Annotated in this window: 7 protein-coding genes; 5 read left to right on the forward strand and 2 right to left on the reverse strand. The window is 62.4% G+C overall.

The window, feature by feature from the left end; translation table 11 throughout:
• On the reverse strand, positions 1-1,110 hold the full coding sequence (locus tag IFO71_RS10160; RefSeq protein WP_192029520.1) for an S-(hydroxymethyl)glutathione dehydrogenase/class III alcohol dehydrogenase: 1,110 nt from the start codon (positions 1,108-1,110) through the stop codon (positions 1-3).
• 283 nt (positions 1,111-1,393) lie between these two features.
• Between IFO71_RS10160 and IFO71_RS10165 the strand changes: the two genes are divergently transcribed.
• Positions 1,394-1,927, forward strand: coding sequence for an HD domain-containing protein (locus IFO71_RS10165; RefSeq protein WP_192029521.1), 534 nt, complete (start codon positions 1,394-1,396; stop codon positions 1,925-1,927).
• Between the two features lie 74 nt (positions 1,928-2,001).
• The gene (locus tag IFO71_RS10170) at positions 2,002-3,306 is read left to right on the forward strand and encodes a hybrid sensor histidine kinase/response regulator (protein ID WP_192029522.1); all 1,305 of its coding nucleotides are present in this window, start codon (positions 2,002-2,004) and stop codon (positions 3,304-3,306) included.
• An 8-nt stretch (positions 3,307-3,314) separates the two neighbouring features.
• On the opposite strand, the gene IFO71_RS10175 is transcribed toward IFO71_RS10170, so the two are convergent.
• Positions 3,315-4,490: a GGDEF domain-containing protein gene (locus tag IFO71_RS10175; RefSeq protein ID WP_192029523.1), complete on the reverse strand. Its 1,176-nt coding sequence runs from the start codon at positions 4,488-4,490 to the stop codon at positions 3,315-3,317.
• A 196-nt stretch (positions 4,491-4,686) separates the two neighbouring features.
• Between IFO71_RS10175 and IFO71_RS10180 the strand changes: the two genes are divergently transcribed.
• The 3 genes from IFO71_RS10180 (at position 4,687) to IFO71_RS10190 (ending at position 15,313) form a co-directional block, all read left to right on the forward strand.
• Entirely contained in the window at positions 4,687-8,616 is a 3,930-nt protein-coding gene (locus IFO71_RS10180; protein WP_192029524.1) for a two-component regulator propeller domain-containing protein, read from the forward strand.
• Positions 8,597-12,097 (forward strand): two-component regulator propeller domain-containing protein, encoded by a 3,501-nt coding sequence (locus tag IFO71_RS10185; protein WP_192029525.1) that lies wholly within the window; start codon positions 8,597-8,599, stop codon positions 12,095-12,097. Before IFO71_RS10180 ends, IFO71_RS10185 begins: the two co-directional genes overlap by 20 nt.
• Before the next feature lie 150 nt (positions 12,098-12,247).
• The gene (locus IFO71_RS10190; protein WP_192029526.1) at positions 12,248-15,313 is read left to right on the forward strand and encodes a transglycosylase domain-containing protein; all 3,066 of its coding nucleotides are present in this window, start codon (positions 12,248-12,250) and stop codon (positions 15,311-15,313) included.
• Positions 15,314-15,676 lie beyond the last annotated feature (363 nt).

Raw genomic sequence — 15,676 nt, forward strand, 5'->3', positions numbered from 1 at the left:
TCAGAACTCGATGACGGTGCGAATCGATTTGCCTTCGTGCATCAGGTCGAAGGCCTCGTTGATGCGCTCCAGCGGCAGCGTGTGGGTAATGAAAGGGTCGAGCTCGATGTCACCGCGCATGGCCTGCTCCACCATGCCGGGTAGCTGGCTGCGGCCCTTTACGCCGCCGAACGCCGAACCGCGCCACACCCGCCCGGTCACCAGCTGGAACGGACGCGTACGAATCTCCTGGCCGGCGCCGGCCACGCCAATGATCACCGACTCGCCCCAGCCCTTATGACAGCATTCCAGCGCGGCGCGCATCACCTCGACATTGCCAATACATTCGAAGCTGAAATCAACGCCGCCGTCGGTGAGCTCGACGATGACCTCCTGGATCGGCTTGCTGTGGTCCTTGGGGTTGATACAGTCGGTCGCGCCCATCTGCTTGGCGAGTTCGAACTTGGATGGGTTCACGTCAATGCCGATGATGCGTCCGGCCTTGGCCTGGCGTGCGCCCTGGATCACCGCAAGCCCAATGCCGCCTAGGCCAAACACCGCCACGCTATCGCCAGCCTTCACTTTGGCGGTGTTGTGCACCGCGCCGATGCCAGTGGTGACGCCACAGCCGAGCAGGCACACCTTGCCGAGCGGCGCCTCGGGATTGATCTTGGCCAGCGATACCTCGGCGACCACGGTGTATTCGCTAAAGGTGCTGGTGCCCATGTAGTGATACAGCGGCTGGCCGTTGTAGGAAAAACGACTGGTTCCATCGGGCATCGCACCGCGGCCCTGGGTGGCGCGCACGGCCTGGCAGAGATTGGTCTTGCCCGAGGTGCAGAACTTGCACTGGCCACATTCGGCGGTATACAGCGGAATCACATGATCACCGGGCTTGACGCTGGTGACGCCTTCGCCGACCTCGACCACGATGCCGCCGCCCTCATGACCGAGCACGGCAGGGAACAGGCCTTCCGGATCATCGCCGGACAGGGTGAAGGCATCGGTATGGCAGACCCCGGTGTGGGTGATCCGCACCAGCACTTCGCCGGACTTCGGCGGGGCGACATCGATCTCGACGATCTGCAAGGGTTCGCCAGCGGCGAAGGCGACGGCGGCGCGGGATTTCATGGCCTGCTCCTCTGCGATGGGAGACGTGGCCGCTGGTCGGCACCCAACCCTTGTGATCGGCCCGGCTCGTATCCAGCGGCATCAATGGTGCGCGTAGCATACCCGGCTGGGTGTCAGCTGCACGTCGTCGATGGCGCCCGGTGCGCCCGAGGCGCACCCTGTGTATGACCGCAAGCCCTGACCGCAAGCATGCACCTTGGGCGCACCGAGGGCGTGCTGGCCCGAAGTCGAAACCTGTCGACTGAGCTGCTATGTTGGCAACGGCGCAACCAGGAGTGCTGCCATGGATCAAGTCTCACCCTTGCTGATCGACGCCCTGGCCTTTGCCGCGCACAAGCATCGAGACCAACGGCGCAAGGATATCGAGGCCTCGCCCTATATCAATCATCCGATCGCCTTGCTGCGCGTGCTGCGACTGGAAGCCGGTGTGCAGGATTTGCAGGTACTGTGCGCGGCGCTGCTACACGACACCATCGAAGATACCGAAACCACCGAAGAAGAACTGGAGCAGCGCTTCGGCCGCGTGATCACCGGCATCGTGATCGAGGTCACTGACGACAAGCGCCTGGACAAGGCGACCCGCAAGCGGGCCCAGGTCGAGCATGCCCCGCACCTGACACTGCAGGCAGCGCAGGTGAAACTCGCCGATAAGATCTGTAACCTGCGCGACGTTGCGCAGTCGCCGCCGCCCGATTGGTCCTTGCAGCGACGGCAACAATACTTCGATTGGGCCAAGGAAGTGATTGATGGCCTGCGTGGCGCAAATGCCGAGTTGGAGGCCCTGTTTGATGCCGCGTTTGAATTGCGGCCATCCTGACCAGGTAGGGCGACTGCAAGCGCTGCCGCGTGTTGGCAGAAGGAATCAATTGATCAGGTTTCGAGGATGCCGTTATGGTTGAGCGAAAGCCATCCAACGCCAGTCTGCCGCCAGCGACCATCCTGCTGGTCGATGATTCGTCGGTATTGCTCGACGCGCTGAAAGAGCAGCTGTGGACCTATGGGCTGAAGGTTCGGCTGGCGCATGACGGCGCCGAGGCATTGTTGCAGGCCGAGCAGGTGATGCCGGACCTGATCCTGCTTGATGTCATGATGCCGGGTATCGATGGCTTTGAAACGTGTCGCCAGCTCAAGCGTAACCCGAATACGCGAGCGATCCCGGTCATCTTCATGACCGCGCTGCAACATACCGAGGACAAACTGGCGGGCTTCGAGGCCGGCGGCGTCGACTATCTGACCAAGCCGGTCGATATTGCCGAAGTTGTGGCGCGCATTGGCACCCATTTGAATCTCAGGGCAACACAGCGTGCATTGCAACAGGAAGTCGAACGACGGCAACGTGTCGAGGAGGTGCTGTTGCAGAACGAGGCGGGACTCAGGCAGCAGGCCGAACGTGCTCAATCGGCCTTGCAGCAGGTGATGCAAAGTGAGCACTTGCTGGTGAGTGAGAAGCTGGCTGCGGCAGGTCAGCTGAGTGCCGGCGTGGCACATGAAATCAATAACCCGACCCACTATGCCGCATTGGCGGCCGATGCCCTGAATGAGCAGTTGGAAGAGTTTCGACAGTTTCTCTTTCAATTAGCGGGCCCGGATGCCGATCGCGAGGTGCTGCAGAGTCTGGAGCGTCGCTTTGATATGTTGCGCGAGCAGGTGCAAACGATTCTCGAGGGTACGCATCGCGTGCTCGGCATCGTCAGGGATCTGACCACCTTTGCCCGCGCCGAGTCGCCGGCAGGCAGTCGTGCCAGTCTGGGTGAGCCGATTCGCGCGACGATGAATCTTGTTCGAGCCAAGTACAAACATGACATCGAGTTCGCGCTTCAGATTGATGACGATCCGGAGATTTTCTGCAATCCGCCGCGATTGAACCAGGTGTTCATGAATCTGATCGTCAACGCTTGCCAGGCAATCAAGCAGAAAGCGGCGGAAGGCGATCCTGCGTTTTGTGGCAGAGTACAGGTTCGGCTGTTCCAGCAAGGCGACCAGCTTTGCGTGGTCGTCGAGGACAATGGATCAGGCATTGATCCCGGCCTGAAAACGCAGATCTTTGACCCGTTCTTTACCACCAAGCCAGCTGGCGAGGGCACCGGCCTCGGCCTGGCGCTTTCCTGGTCGATTGTCAACGAGCACGGCGGACACGTCGATGTTGATTCCGAGCCGGGCGCCGGAGCGCGCTTCACCGTTGCCCTGCCGATGTAGAGTGACGATCAGGATTCCCTGAGCAGGCGCAGCGCGCCAGCGTCTATCCAATCCTGCAGCTCTTCGTGTATTCGATGAATGTTGACCGACGCGGACGGGTCACCGCAAGTCAGGCATAGCGCGGCGTTGCGTCCGCCTCGTTTGGCCAGGTAAAGCGCATGGTCGGCGACCGAAAGCACGTGCTCCCAGCTCAGCGCCTGCGGATCGCGCGGGTCAAATGGGTGCAGCGCAATGCCGATCGAACAGGTGCGCTGCAGCTGTTGCCCGTCGCCAATGTCAAATCGAGCCGAGGCCACCGACTCACGCAGCCGGCGTGCAAAACCGATCGCCTGGGCCTCGTCCTCAACCCTGATCCGCAACAGGAACTCCTCGCCGCCCCAGCGTGCCGCTAGATCTCCTTCGCGGCAGCACTGACGCAGCACTTCACTCAAGCCAATCAGCACCGCATCGCCTGCGGCATGGCCATAGGTATCGTTGACCGACTTGAAATGATCGACGTCGACCAGCAAGTAGGCTACGCGCTGGCCAAGCCCGGAGCGCCGCTCATCGTCTTCAAGCCGGCCGCGTTCGGATATTTCCCGTTCGACGAAGCGACGGTTTCCAAGCCCGGTCAAGGCATCGGTCAGGCTGGCCCGTTCGAGTTCCGCCGAGGCCAGCAACAGGGCCTGGTGCTTTTGCTCCAGCTCGCGGGTGCGCTCTCGCACCTTGTCCTCCAGCTGTTCGATATGGCGTTCTATCTCGCGGCGCATTTCGAACGCCTCGACAGCGCGCTCCAGGGTGAGCAGAAGATCGTTGCGGTCGAACGGCTTAACAATGAACTTGTAAATCCCTGCGCGATTGATGGCATCAACGATGGCGCCGACGTCGACAAAGCCGGTGATGATAATGCGGATACTGGCCGGTAGCCGATCGCGGATTCTTTCGAACAACTCGATCCCGGTCATGCGTGGCATGCGCTGATCACTCAGGATGACGCTGGGCGCGTCCTCAGCGGCCAGGTTTTCAAGTAGGTCCAAGGCTTCGCGGCCGTCCCTGGCTTCGATGACCCGAAAGCGGTCGGCGAGCATGGTGCGCAGTACACGCAGATTGCCCTCTTCATCGTCCACGATCATGACGCCATGCGCGGATGCGTCGGGCGCTTTTGCCTGCAGCTGCGTCAACCGGTCGCGACTGAAAAGACCCATTGCGTCTCCCCCTCACCTGCAAGCAGGATAATGCGCCATGGTGGGGGTGGAAGCCATAGCTCAGGCAGTGACTTTATTCACCTGCAGGCGCGTTCGCTGAACGATCAGCTGAAAGCAGCGTTACCATGATCATGGCCAAGGGGAGGCTATGGACTTGACTGCTGTAACTGCCGGTTGCACCTGATTGCCCAGGACCATGGCCGCCGGCGCGTTTCGCCACTGGCAGCGCACCTCTGCCGCCCCTGGCGTGCGCGTGGATAAGCAGATCAATCGCCGCGGGTCGGGCTGGCGCTGGCTGGCGGCCCTGCTGCTGCCGCTGGGGCTGGCGCAGTCAGCCGAACTCAATCCCGAGGCCATTCGCTTTCGCCATCTCGATGCCCGCAACGGCTTGCCGCAGGTCAGCGTGCTGGCCCTGGTGCAGGATGCCTCGGGTTTCGTCTGGATCGGTACGCAAGATGGCCTGGCGCGCTACGACGGCGTCGAGGTTCGGGTATTCCTCAACCATCGCGACCGCGCCGACTCTTTGTGGGGCAATCGGGTGAATGCCATGGCCCTGGATCAACAGGGCCAGTTGTGGGTGGGCAGCAGCGAAGGCCTGAACCGCTACCTCAGCCATAGCGAGACGTTTCAGCGCATCGGGTCGGCAGTCGACGATCCTGGCGCTGCGCCGGCCGGCGTGGTGCGCGCGCTGGCGGTGGATGGCAAAGGCGATCTTTGGGTGGGTGGGCGTGGTCTGGCGCGGGTGAGCGCACAGGGCCGCGTGCTTGATTACCTTGCGCACGGCGATGGCCGCTTGCCAGGAGAGTTTGTGCATGCGCTGGCGCCGGTCGCCGACGGTTCGCTATGGATTGGCACCTCGGCGGGCCTGGCGAAGCGTGACGCTCAGGGCGCGCAGCGCAGGTACCCCTTGGCCGAAGAGGCGCCTTCGGTCACCGCGCTGTTGCACGACCGACACGGGCAGCTGTGGGTCGGCACCGATGGGTTCGGCCTGTACCGACTCAACGTCAAGGGTGAAATCGATAGGCACTGGCTGCCGGACGCCCAACCCGCTTCCCTGGCAGATGGGCGAATACGTTCCTTGCTGCAGGACGTTGATGGCCGCATCTGGGTCGGTCACGAGTCGGGGCTCGATGTCGCCGAACAGCCGGATGCCGAATCGGTGGCATGGACCCACTTTCGTTATCAGCGGCCTTTTCGCGATGGCATCGGAAGTGGCCGGATCGCCAGTCTGCTGCAGGATCAGGATGGCTGGATCTGGGCCGGAAGCTGGACCGGAGGCGTAGGACGAATGCCGCCGCGACCGCCGGATTTCATCACCTTCGATCCCGATATGCCGGCCACCTCGGGTCTGCGCGATGCGTCGGTGCTGGCGATGTGTGCCGATGCATCAGCTCATCCATCAGCGCAGAATCGACTGTGGCTGGCGACCCGGCAGGGCTTGTACCAGTTCGATCTGGACAAGGCGCGACTGTCGGCAATGGTCGGGGGCGAAGCGCTGTTCAGCAGTGATCTGGCCTGCTCGGATGAGCTTTGGGTGGGCAGCACCTCCGGGCTCTATCGGGTCAAGGACCAAGCTCTCCAGCGGATTGCGCTGCCGGCGGAACTCGGTGTGTTGAGCATCCGCTTCTCATTTCGAATCGATGGGCCGCGGCTATGGTTATGCGATGCGGACACCTTGTGGGTTCTGGATCGGGCGACTGCCGCCGTGTTGGCCAAGCACAGTCCGGTCAGCTGCGGATTGATCGGCCGCGGCACCTTTGAGCCATTCGACGACAACATCATGTTGGTCGGTACCAGTGGCGGCCTGCTCTGGTTCAGTCGCGATGGTGCGAGACTGCTTCACCGCACCCTGGCACAACCTGGCATCGATGCTGCCTTACAGGCCAGTACGGTGACCGAGATTCTGCGCGCCCGCGACGGGCGCTGGTGGATTGGCACGCAGGGTGCCGGCCTGCACGAGATGAAGCTGGAGGCTGGGGCAGATCCAGCGCAGGCGAAGTTTCAGGCCTATGGCAGCGCCGAGGGTCTGGCGGCCGACGCCATCGGCGGCATCCTTGAGGATGCGCGTGGCCGGCTGTGGCTGAGTACCACACGCGGCATCAGTCGCTTCGACCCCAACAGCTTCGCTGTACGCAACTACAGCAGCGCTGACGGTGCCCTGGATGCGTCTTACTACATCGGCAGCGCCGCCGCGTTGCCATCTGGCCGATTCGTCTTTGGAGGGCTGGACGGCTTCACCGTGTTTGATCCTGAACAGGTCGATCAGGCGCCCATTCCAACCCAGCCGGTGCTGACCTCGATCGAGTCGGACAATCGCCCGCTGCTGGCGAGAACCTCCGACCCCAACTCGCCGCTGGAGACCTCGGCGCCCCAGCTGCAATCGCTTGCCCTGCAATCGAACCGCGCACGCAATCTCAGTTTCAATTTCACCTCGCCCTACTTCGTTGCCCCGCACCAGATGCTATTTGCCTATCGGCTGCAGGGCTTTGAGTCGAACTGGGTGGTCAGCGATGCTCAGCGGCGTCGTGCCCACTACACCAATCTGGCGCCGGGCGCATACCGCTTTCAGGTGCGGGCAGGCAATCGTGATGGCGAGTGGAGTCCGCCCCGCGAATTGCAAGTCGAGATACTTCCACAATGGTGGCAAACCGCCGGCTTCAAGATCAGTGTGGCGGCGAGTCTGCTGTTTCTGTTGTTCAGCGCGTTTCGTTGGCGCACCGCCGCCTTGGCCCGACGCGGCCAGGAGCTGCAGGAGCAAGTGGCGGCACGTACCGCCGACATCCTCAAGCTGGGTGAAATCGGTCGACGCCTGACAGCGACGCTGGATCTCGAACAGGCCTTCTCGGAAGTGCATGCGCAAGTGGCCTCACGTCTCGATGCTCACGTATTCGCGATTTCCGTGCTCGATCGCGAACGCGAGGCCCTGCGCGATCGCTACAGCATCGAGGCTGGCGTGCGCGATAGCGCCGTCGACTATGCGCTGAGCGAAACCAATCGTCCGGCTGTGTGGTGCGTCACCCGCGGCCAGGAACTGTGCACCGCCTGCCGACAGGAGCTGGCGAACTATGTCGGTGACGTCGCGGCGCCGAAGCAAGGTCACGTGATGGAGTCGATTGTCTACCTGCCGCTGCGGGTAGGCGACCGCACGATTGGTTGCCTCAGCGTGCAGAGTCCGCGGCCACGTGCCTATTCGAGCGCGCAACTGGAGCTGCTGCGGGCCTTGGCCAGCTATGCAGCGATCGCGGTCGACAATGCCCAGACCTACGAACAACTGGACAAGGCCATGGCGCAGGTGCAGGAGACCTTGCAGCGACTGCAGCAGACGCAGGCCCGATTGATCACCAGTGAGAAGCTGGCCGCCACCGGCCAACTGACTGCTGGCATGGCGCACGAGATCAACAATCCCAACAACTTCATCAACGGTGCGGCGCAGAATCTGGCCGCCCAGCTGGAACAGTTTCGCCAGCATCTGCGCCACCTGGCAGGCCAGGATGCGCCGCCGGAAGTGCTGGCCCTGATCGAGGCGCGGATTGCTGCTCAGCTGGAGGAATTGGCCACCATTCGCGAAGGCTCACAGCGAATTGCCGCCATCGTGGAAGACTTGCGGACCTACTCACGGCTGGATGAAGCCGAGCGCAAGGTGGTCAGACTGGCGGAGTCGCTTGCCGCCACCATCAGCCTGGCTCGTGGGCGCTATCGCGGCATCGACATCCAGGCCAGGTTTGATGTGGATCCACAGGTTGAGTGCCAGCCGGCCAAGTTGAATCATGTGTTCATGAATCTGATCACCAATGCCTGCCAGGCCATCGAGTCGCGACAACAGGTTGAGGCAACGCATGTTGGATGCGTTGTTGTGCACGCACGGTTGGGCGCAGCCGACGAATTGCAGATCTGCGTTGAGGACAATGGTTGCGGAATTTCGCCGGCCGATCAGTCGCATGTGTTCGAGCCTTTCTTTACCACCCGTCCGCCCGGTCAGGGCGCGGGTCTTGGGCTGTCGGTGGCCTGGAACATTGTTCGTGAAGATGGCGGCCGGCTGGACCTGGAATCCGATCCTCAGTGGGGGACGCGGCTGGTGGTGGTGCTGCCCTTGAGGTCGGAAGTCGATGCACACGCAGTTCCCTGATGGGCGCTGGGGTCAGGCAGCAGCCTTCCTGCTACAGCACAGGCGCGCGCGCCTGATTGCCAAGCGATTTTGTTGCGGCCTGTGGCTGGCCGTCGGGTTCGTGCTGACGATCGTGCCTATCCAGCCGATCGCCGCGATGGTGCGCCCGGAGATTCGTCTCGATCGCTGGGGCCTGGAGCAGGGACTGGCCCAGGCCAGCGTCAATGCCATGTTGCACGACCGGCGCGGCTTTCTCTGGCTGGGTACACAGGAAGGCTTGAATCGCTTCGATGGCAATACCTTCAAGCTCTATCGCTACAACAAGGATGATGCCAATTCGCTGTCGCATAATTTCGTTACCGCCTTGGTCGAAGATGCGGACGGCATTATCTGGATCGGCACCTATGCCGGCGGCTTGAATCGCTACGATCCACGCAGTGGCAGGTTTCAACGGTTTCGATTCGATGCCGAGCGCGCCGATTCGCTGAGTGACGATTGGGTGCGAACCTTGGCGGTGGCGGAGAACGGCGATCTGTGGGTGGGCTCAGCGCAAGGATTGAACCGCTTGCCGCGCAGAGGCACGGGCTTCACCCGTTTTCAGCATGCAGTCGATGACCCAAACAGTCTCAGCCACAACAGTGTGCGTGCACTGTGGTTTGACCCTGCCGGCGATCTGTGGATCGGTACCGAGGGCGGGCTCAATCGACTCAACATCACGAACAGGCAGTTCAGTCGCTTCCCGCAGCGGGCCGGGCGGTCGGTCAGCGTGGCCCAGGATTCGGTGCGCGCCATCGTGGCCGCTGCCGAGGGCGGCATGTGGGTCGGTACGGAAGGGGCCGGCGTTGAGCATTTCGATCCCGGATCGGGGCAGTTTTCCCGACTGTCGGAAGCCAGCTCGCGGTCCCAGAGCGCCTCCGTTCTGGCCTTGCTGGTGGATGCCGAAGGACAGCTTTGGATTGCCACCCGTGGCGGTGGGCTGGGTATCTACCGTCCCGCTGACGGCGATCTCCGCTGGCTGCGCGCCGATCCGGCGGCGAACAAGGGCTTGAGCCACGATACCGTCAATGGGCTGGTGCAGGATCGGCATGGTCAGGTGTGGATCGGTAGCTCCGACGGGCTGTTGCGCTACGATCCGCGCCGCTCGCAATTCCCCCACTACCGTCACCACCCGGCCGATCCTGAAAGTCTCAGTCATGACTGGGTGCGTGGCTTTGCCGAAGATGCCAGTGGAACGCTATGGGTAGCCACGCAGAACGGATTGAACCGCTGGGATGCTGGGCAACGTCGCTTTGAGCGCTACTTGCTGCAGACCGACCGCGCGCCTCAGGCAAGTTGGCATGTGCGCGTTCTGGTGGCGGCGCTGGGCACACTGTGGGTGGGTAGCGACAGCGGTCTGTTTCGTTTTGATCCCGAGCGTCGGGAATTCGAGCCGGTGCCTTTGCCGCGCAGTCCAGAGGACGGCAATCTGATCGACCGTGTGGTCGCCATTCGTGTCGACGGACCGAACAGCCTGTGGCTGGGCACCATGGGGCGCGGCATGGTCCAGCTCGACCCGGAGTCGGGTCGGGGTCGGCGCTACCGCCATCAGGCCGGCGATGCTTCGAGCCTGCCGCACGACGATGTGCGGGTCTTCCTGCGTGGCCGCTCGGGTGACCTTTGGGTCGGCTTCTGGGGCGGAGGGTTGTGCCGTCTCGACGAACTGAACAATCGATTCCACTGCTATCGCCATGACCCGGCCAATCGCGACAGTCTCGCTTCGGACGGCGTGCGCGCCATCCACGAAGATCCGGATGGCATTCTGTGGCTGGCCACCCTGGATGCCGGGCTGCTGCGGTTTGATCCCAGCAGCGGAAAGAGCCGTGCCTACACGCGCAAGCATGGGCTGGCCGATGATTCCTTGTACGGCATCCTTCCCGACCGGCAGGGTCGACTCTGGCTGAGCTCTAACGATGGAATCGCCTGCTTTGATCCGCGTGACGGCACGGTGCGCAACTACAGTGAACATGACGGGTTGCAGAGTTCCGAATTCAACACCAACGCCTACTATCGAAGCGCCCAGGGTGAACATTTCCTTGGTGGCATTCGTGGTTTCAATCGCTACTTCCCCGATGCCATACGCAGCGATGATGGAGCACCAGCAGTCGTGTTCACCGAAATGCTGCTGTTCAATCGACCGGTGCCATTGCGAGGCGGCGCAGAACCCGCAATTTATGCCTTGCCAAGCCCGATCGAAGTGACCGAACAGATTGCACTCAGCCATCGAGAGGCTCTGCTCAGTTTTGAATTCTCCAGCTTGCACCCATTCGATCCGACTCGAATGCGCTACGCCTACCGGCTGGAGGGCTACGACGCCGACTGGATCGAGACCGATCATCGCAATCGCCGCGCCACCTATACCAATCTGCCTGCTGGCAAGTACAAATTGCGCGTTAAGGCCGCAGCCGCGGGCGACTGGAGTGCTGATGAAGCTCAGCTTTGGATAGAGGTCAGCCCACCGCCCTGGCGTAGCCTTTGGGCCTACCTGGCGTATGCGAGCTTCGCTTTCGCCCTGCTGCTTGGCGGTTTTCGCTGGCGCACCGCGCAAATGCGCCGGAACGCGGCCCGCTTGGCTCAGCAGGTCGCCGAGCGCACCGCTGAACTGGCTGCCAGCCGCGACCGTCTACTGGCATCGAAAGCAGAAATTGAAACCGCCCATCAGGATCTGCTCAATGCCCAGCAGCAGATGGTGGTGCAGGAAAAGATGGCCGCTCTCGGCACCCTGACCGCCGGCGTGGCGCACGAAATCAACAATCCGACCAGCTTCGCCGACGGCGCGATTCAGAACCTGGAGCTGGAGCTGCGCCGCTTTCGTGAAATGCTCTGGCATCTGGCGGGCGAGGATGCGGCGCCGGAAGTGCTCGATGCCTTTGATCAGCGCTTCCGCCACCTGGAAGAAATGGCCAGTACGGCGCGCGAAGGTCATCAGCGCATCCGACGCATCGTTGCTGATCTGCGCCAGTTTAGCCGCTTGGATGAGGCTCAGCGTAAGCCGGTTCCGATCGCCGAGCCGATTCAGTCCACCGTCAATCTGGTACGCACGCGTTTTGATGGCATCCGTTTCGATCTGCAGCTCGAGCACAATCCGAACGTCGAGTGCCAGCCGGCCAAGCTCGGTCAAGTGTTCATGAATCTGATCGTCAATGCCTGTGAGGCCATCGAGGCCGGCACAAGAGACGGCCAGGGCGAGGTAAGAATCAGCACCCGTCCATGCACGTTGCGCTCGATCGCTGCTGTTGAAATCAGCCTGGAGGACAATGGCGTGGGCATGGAGCGCGCGGTGCTCGATCGCATGTTCGAGCCCTTCTTCACTACCAAGGGGGTGGGGGCGGGCACCGGGCTCGGACTGGCGATCGTATTCGGCATCGTCCGCGATCACGGCGGCGCCATCGAGGCGCGCTCGGTGGTGGCGCAGGGCACCTGCTTTCGACTTGTTTTGCCCCTGCAAGGAGCGGAAGCCGACTGACTCGATGCTTTTGGCGGCGGGTGTCGAATCGGCGGGTCTCCAGGTCGAGACCCGTCCTGAAAGATGAATCGTGAGCCGCACAACAACTAATCAACAGGCTAAGCTGGTTGGGGCAAATCGGTGTAGACTGGAACGCAAGGAAGCGTGGCGATGGATGGATTCGAAGCAGGGCGGCCCGAACCGGAGACGCGACCGCAGTCTGCCACGGCGAGAAGGCGCCGTGGCGGGTGGCGTCGGCTGTTGCGCTGGGGGATACGCATCGTCGTGGTGATCGGGCTGGTGCTCGCGGCCGGGCTGTGGTTCGAGATGCGCTACTCACCGCTACAGGCGCATTACCTCAGTCGCTATGCCGATCGTTTGCAGTTTCGTCTCGCTGAGGGCGCCAGCGAGAACATCCACTTTCCGCGCGAAGGGCCGTTCGACAAGCGCCTGGGCTATGCCTACCTGCCGCTGTTTCTGCAGCGTGCCCTGGAGCGCGGCTACGCCATTGATCGCCAAGCCGTGCTGAGCCCGGAGCTGGTCGACTTCACAGACCAGGGCTACTACCCGCCGTACCCGGAGAAGACCCAGGCCGGCCTATCGATTCGCGATTGCGCCTGGCAGCCGCTATGGCGCCGCGCCTATCCCGGTGAAGCCTATGCCAGATTCGAAGATGTGCCGCCCTTGGTGGCACAGGCGCTGACTTTCATCGAGGATCGTCATCTGCTGGATGTGCAACGGCGCGAGATCAATCCGGCGGTTGACTGGCCGCGGCTATTCAGTGCCGCCTGGTCACAGCTGGAGGAGGCCCTGGGCTGGGGCGACTCGGCGGTGGGCGGCAGCACACTGGCCACCCAGATCGAAAAGTTTCGCCATTCGCCCGATGGCTTGACCAGCTCGTTCAAAGAGAAGTGGCGACAGATGGCTTCGGCCAGCGTGCGCGCCTATCAGCACGGCCAGGACACGTTGAATGCCCGACGTGATCTCCTGCGCGACTACCTCAACACCGTGCCGTTGTCGGCGGTGCCTGGGCATGGCGAAGTGCATGGTCTGGCCGATGGCCTGCGTGTTTGGTTCGGTGCCGATTTTGCCCGCGTCAATCAATTGCTCTCCGGCAATGGTCACAGCGAAAGCGCGCTGGCCGCACGCGGGCTGGCCTTGCGTCAGGTGTTGGCCTTGTTGGTGGCGCAGCGCCGTCCGAGCTACTACCTGGCCCAGGGGCGGGTCGAGCTTAACAGTCTGATCGACAGTCATCTGCGGCTGCTGCAACGCGCCGGCAGGATCGAGCCGGCACTGCGTGACGCTGCCTTGGCTGCACCTTTGGAGTTCCGCGATTGGGCCAGCGATCCAATCCAGACCGCAATCAGCAACGACAAAGGCACCAATCTGGTTCGACGCCATCTGGCCAGCCTGCTGAATGTGCCGCTGTACAGCCTCGATCGGCTTGACCTGGACGTCGACAGCAGTCTCGACGCTGAACTGCAGCGTGAGGTATCGGCCTACCTCGATGGTCTGCGTGAGCCCGAGGCGGCCAAGGCCGCCGGTCTGCTGGGCCACAGTCTGCTGCAGGAGGATCAGTTGCAGGGCGTGCGCTATAGCTTCACCCTGTATGAGCGCTTGCCGGACCGGTTTGCCGTTCGAGTGCAAACCGACAGCACCCGGCAAGCCTTCGATCTGAGCGAGAACAGCAAGCTGGAGCTCGGCTCCACAGCCAAGTTACGTGTTGTGGCGACCTATCTGGAAGTCATCGCTGAACTGCATGGGCGTTACAGCGGCCTGCCGGCGCGTATCCTGCGCGAGATCGAGGTGCAACCTGCCGATCGGCTGACCCGTTGGGTGTTGAGTTATCTGGCCGAGCACCCGCAGGCTGACCTCAGTAGCCTGCTGCAGGCGGCCATGCAGCGGCGCTATTCGGCCAGCCCGCACGAGCGCTTTCTGACTGGCGGCGGCATTCACCGCTTCAGTAACTTCCAGCGCAAGGATGATCTGCGCGTTGCCAGCGTGGCCGAGGCGATGCGCGATTCCTTGAACCTGCCGTTTGTGCGACTGATGCGGGATATCGTCAACTACAGCATCTATCAAAGCGTGCCGCGCCGCGCCGAGTTGTTGGGGGACGATGATGATCCACGGCGCGAGGACTATCTGCGTCGCTTTGTCGACAAGGAAGGGCAGAGCTTTCTGCGCAGATTCTGGGACAAGTACCGCGATAAGGACGAAAGCAAGCGGATCGATACCCTGCTCGAGGGCCTTGCTGCACGGCCGGCACGCCTTGGCGCGGTGTTTCGCTATCTTTATCCGCAGGCCGACGCCGCCGCTCTGGCCGAGTTTCTGCGCCAGCGCGGGGTCGATGAACTGCCCAGTCAGCAGGATATCGAAGCCCTGCATGCGCGCTACCGCCCCGATGCCTACGCGCTGCCCGATCGCGCCTATATCGCCCGAGTGCATCCACTCGACCTGTGGCTGCTGGCTGAACTGATTCGTCAGCCGAACGTCGAGTTCAGTGAGTTGTTGGCCGCGAGCACCGAGGTGCGGCAGGAAGTGTACGGCTGGCTGTTTCGCAGTCGGCATAAGCAGGCCCGTGACAACCGTATCCGCATCATGCTGGAGGTCGAGGCGTTTCTCGATATCCACCAGCGCTGGCAGAAGCTGGGCTATCCGTTTGGCCATCTGGTGCCCTCACTGGCGACTGCGCTGGGAAGCTCGGGCGATCGGCCGGCGGCCCTGGCTGAGCTGGTCGGCATCATACTGAACGACGGTATTCGCCTGCCGACGGTGCGGATCAGCGAATTACGCTTTGCCGATGGCACGCCCTACCACACCGAGCTCAAGCGCGTGCCGGCCGCCGGCCAACAGGTGATGGCACCGGAAGTGGCGGCCGTGCTTCGCGAAGCGCTGAACCAGGTAGTTGAGCGCGGCACCGCCAGACGTCTGAAGGGCAGCTTCGCCGATGCCGCCAGCGAAGACTGGCGACTGGGCGGCAAGACCGGCACCGGTGACAACCGCATCGAATCGGTCGATGCCAGCGGCCGAGTGATCGAATCGCGCGCGCGCAACCGCACCGCCACCTTTGTGTTCTACCTCGGTGATCGGTACTTCGGCACCTTGACCGCCTTCGTGCTGGGCGAGAATGCCGATGACTATCGCTTTACCTCGGCCTTGCCGGTGCAGGCGTTGAAGGGCATGCAGCCGATTCTGCAGCCGCGATTAACCCACGGATGCGCACAGATTCCCCCGTAGAGTGCGTGTTGGACGCACCGGCGCGAGGTGGGGCGTGCCGGTAGGGTGTGTTCCATGCCCGATGGTGCGGTGAACCGCACCCGATGGCATCGGCGTTGCGGCGACCCATACATAGGGTGCGTCATGGACGCACCATCCGCGCCCGCTCATGAAATATCCGGGTTAATACCGCTCGATGGTAAGCGCTGACTGCCGTTACGAGGCGAAACATGGATACGTAGGAGTATGGATCTGGGACCGGTCTTGGCGCGAAAGTGCGGGCTAAGTGCATGAGTCATCGGGGATTTTGCACAAAAGGATCTTTTGCATGATTCGATCAATCTGAATCGATCATGACGACGAATGATTCATGCTGCGCGGGAT

This window comes from Pseudomarimonas arenosa (genome assembly GCF_014841215.1).
GTDB classification, from domain to species: Bacteria; Pseudomonadota; Gammaproteobacteria; order Xanthomonadales; family Xanthomonadaceae; genus Pseudomarimonas; species Pseudomarimonas arenosa.